This window comes from Dietzia sp. Cai40 (genome assembly GCF_014145165.1).
Classification (GTDB): domain Bacteria; phylum Actinomycetota; class Actinomycetes; order Mycobacteriales; family Mycobacteriaceae; genus Dietzia; species Dietzia natronolimnaea.
The window spans coordinates 1-3,282 of sequence record NZ_JAALEB010000255.1 but is presented as its reverse complement, the minus strand read 5'-3'; the positions used below and the strand labels follow the sequence as shown (position 1 = coordinate 3,282).

The window sequence follows — 3,282 nt, the reverse complement described above, 5'->3', positions numbered from 1 at the left end:
GGCCGCACTGCAGGATCGGGAGGAACGCGTACGCCAGCCGTCGGGTCCGCGTCCTCAGCGGGACCGGGAGCGCGCCGTAGACGCCCTGCGTTCGGGCGTCCAGTCGGTCACGCCAGGCCGAGAGGTGCGGCGGCGTGCGGGTCCGACTCATTGACCAGGTCCAGACAACGGATGTACTCCTCCTCCTCACCGATCGACTGCGCGGCGCGGGCCAGGGCGGCCACACACCGCAGGAAGCCGCGGTTGGGCTCGTGGTCGAACGGCACCGGGCCGAAGCCCTTCCAGCCGTGACGACGCAGTTGGTCCAGGCCCCGGTGGTAGCCGGTGCGGGCGAAGGCGTAGGCGCTGATCACGTCGCCGCCGTCGAGGGCGCGCTCGGCGAGCTCCGCCCACGCGATCGACGCGGTGGGGTGTGAGGCCGCCACCGAGCGGGGATCCTCCCCGGCGGCGATGGCGTCCTCCGCCTCCGGGTCGCCGGTGAGACGGGTGGGCGGGGGGCCGAGGAGATCTCCGAACTGGGTCATGCCCCCATTGTCCACGAACCTACGACAACCGACCGGGGTCCGACCCCCGGCGGCGATCCCCGGGGCGATCAACGGTGCGATCCCGGAGGGATCCCGGCGCCATCCGGTGCTGGCGGCTCCCGGCCCGGATCGCCCGCCCCGGTGAACTCTCCGTGACCAATCAGTGGGTTTTCTTACGCACCCGCCCGCGGGTGGGGTGAACTGGACGCATGCATTCTGCCGCCCATCCCGGTGCCTCGACCTCCCCCACCGGCCTCGACCGACGGACCGTCCTCAAGGCGGGTGCCCTGGCCGGAGCCGCGGCGGGTACCAGCGCCCTGGCGGGCCGGTCCGCGGTCGCGGGTGCCGACGTGGGCGTCTTCCGGCACGGCGTCGCGTCCGGCGACCCGATGCCCGATCGCGTCATCCTGTGGACCCGCGTCACCCCCGCACCGGACGCGGTCCCGGGATCCGGCCGCGGGGCGCCGGTCGCCGTCAGCTGGGAGATCTCGCTCGACCCCGGTTTCTCCCAGGTCGTCCGATCAGGGTCCGTGGTGACCGACGCCGGCCGCGACCACACCGTCAAGTTCGACTGCACCGGCCTGGCCCCCGACCGCTGGTACCACTACCGCTTCCGTGCCCTCGGTCAGACCTCGCACACCGGCCGCACCCGCACCGCGCCCGCCCACGGCACGCTCCCCGCCTCCGGCCGCTGGCGCATCGGGGTGGTCTCCTGCTCCAACTGGGAGGCGGGCTACTTCTCCGGCTACCGCCACCTCGAGGCGCGCGGGGATCTCGACGCGATCGTCGAACTGGGCGACTACATCTACGAGTACGGCCGTGGTGAGTACACCGGCAAGTTCGGCGCGGTCCGGCCCCACGATCCCCCGCACGACATCGTGACGCTGGCCGACTACCGGATCCGCCTGGCCCAGTACCGCACCGACCCGGATCTGCAATCCCTGCACGCGCACGTTCCCTGGATCTGCACCTGGGACGACCACGAGCTCGCGAACGACAACTGGTCCGACGGTGCCGAGAACCACCATCCGCACCAGGGACCGTTCTCCGACCGCAAGGCCGCCAGCTCCCAGGCCTACTTCGAGTGGATGCCCGTGCGCCCCGAGTCCCTCCGCGACGGCGGTCACCTCTACCGGCGGTTGCGCTGGGGTTCGCTCGCCGAGATCAGCATGCTCGACCTGCGCTCCTACCGCACGGAGGGACCGGACCGTTTCGACGGTCACGCGATCGATGTCACCGGCACCATGACCGGCGCCGCCCAGTTCGACTGGCTGGCCCGCGGGCTGAGTTCGTCGACCGCCCGGTGGAACGTCATCGGCAACTCGGTGATGATCACGCCCGTGCTCCTGCCCCCGCTCGAGCCACAGACCACGGCCGCGCTCACCGAGCTGCTGGGCGTCCCGCGCGAGGGCATCACCTACAACCCCGACCAGTGGGACGGCTACGCGGGCGAGCGCCGCCGGTTGATGGAGGTGATCCGCGCCGCCGGCACCCGCAACACCGTCTTCCTCACCGGCGACATCCACACCTCGTGGGCCAACGAGGTGCCGTTCGAGCCGGCGAACTACCCGGGCGCGGGCGTCGGCGCGATCGAGTTCGTCACCCCGTCGATCACCAGCAACAACATCGACGACATGGTGAACCTCCCCGAGGGCAACCCGTTGTCGCAGACCGCGCAGGGGGCCCTCACTCAGGTCAACCGACACGTGCGTTGGGTGGACCTGGACCGCCACGGCTTCACGGTGGTCGAGTTCACGACCGACTTCGCCCACGCCGACTACTGGGCGCTGGTCGCGCGCGAGGACCCCGCCAGCGGCGCCTACCCCATCGCCAGCTGGCGGGTCCGGCACGGCACCGATCAGCTGGAGCCGGCCGGCCTGCTGCCCTGATCCGGCTCGCCAGGAACCGCGCGGGGCGGCCCGGGGCGGCGCATGAGCGCGTGTCACCGTGGGGCGGCACTCACACCCGGCTCACAACGTCGTGGACTACGGTGGCGTGTCGATGCGCCCCGTCCGGGGGCACGACGCGGTACCGGGAGTGATGGATGACGACGACGAGCCAGCAGCCACCCGAAGACGGGCCCGATCCCGGGGATCACACGGGCGGGCGTTCAGCAGACGCTGCCCGCGGCGGCGCACGTACCGGCGATGGCCGGCGAGGCGGACTCCGTGTGGCGCTCGTGGCGGCGGCCGTCGTCGTAACCGCGGTGGCCGCCGCACTCGTGTGGCTCGTCGCGGCCGGGCCGATGTCGTCCTCGGATCGCGCGGAGCGCGCGGTCGAGCAGACTCTCCGCGACATGACCGCCTCGGACTCGTTCGCCGAGTTCAACAGCCATCTCTGCGCCGAGAACCGGGTGCCGCAGGACCTGGTCGACAACATCACCGCCTCCGGCGAGCAGACCGGCACCGACCTCGACGCGATGCTGCGCGAGTCCATCGCGGGTTCGTTCCCGCAGGATCTCGAGGTCACCGGGGTCGAGATCGAGGGCGATGTCGCCACCGCCACCGTGGAGTCGGAATCCGACGAGTCCGCGCCAGAGCAGGTACGGATGCTCAATGAGGACGGCGCCTGGAAGGTGTGCGAGCCCGGCGTGGGAATGGGTGCGGTGCCTCAGGGCGATCAGCCCGGCTGAGTTCCCGCCGGCTGATCGCCCCGAGTCTGATCGCCCTGAGACACGACGGCACGCCACGCGCCGCACACACGAGCCGTGCAGGAGTCACGCGGGGTGGGTGCGGTGGGCGCCTGGTGGGTTGGTGAG

At 71.7% G+C, this 3,282-nt stretch carries 3 protein-coding genes; 2 read left to right on the top strand and 1 reads right to left on the bottom strand.

Going from position 1 to position 3,282, the window contains the following annotated elements; genetic code table 11:
* Positions 1-107 precede the first annotated feature (107 nt).
* Entirely contained in the window at positions 108-524 is a 417-nt protein-coding gene (locus G6022_RS10365; protein WP_095717384.1) for a DUF3151 domain-containing protein, read from the bottom strand.
* Between the two features lie 209 nt (positions 525-733).
* Here G6022_RS10365 and G6022_RS10360 point away from each other — a divergent pair, with 209 nt between their 5' ends.
* Together G6022_RS10360 and G6022_RS10355 are read left to right on the top strand one after the other, a co-directional pair.
* Positions 734-2,413 (top strand): alkaline phosphatase D family protein, encoded by a 1,680-nt coding sequence (locus G6022_RS10360; RefSeq protein ID WP_182691511.1) that lies wholly within the window; start codon positions 734-736, stop codon positions 2,411-2,413.
* Positions 2,414-2,694: 281 nt separating this feature from the next.
* Positions 2,695-3,156, top strand: a complete 462-nt coding sequence (locus G6022_RS10355; RefSeq protein ID WP_182611247.1) for a hypothetical protein — start codon at positions 2,695-2,697, stop codon at positions 3,154-3,156.
* Positions 3,157-3,282 lie beyond the last annotated feature (126 nt).

What these genes read in the sequence shown, in the direction of transcription:
- G6022_RS10365 (WP_095717384.1), bottom strand. Translation starts at nt 524, where the DNA reads ATGACCCAGTTCGGAGATCTCCTCGGCCCCCCGCCCACCCGTCTCACC.
- G6022_RS10360 (WP_182691511.1), top strand. Translation starts at nt 734, where the DNA reads ATGCATTCTGCCGCCCATCCCGGTGCCTCGACCTCCCCCACCGGCCTC.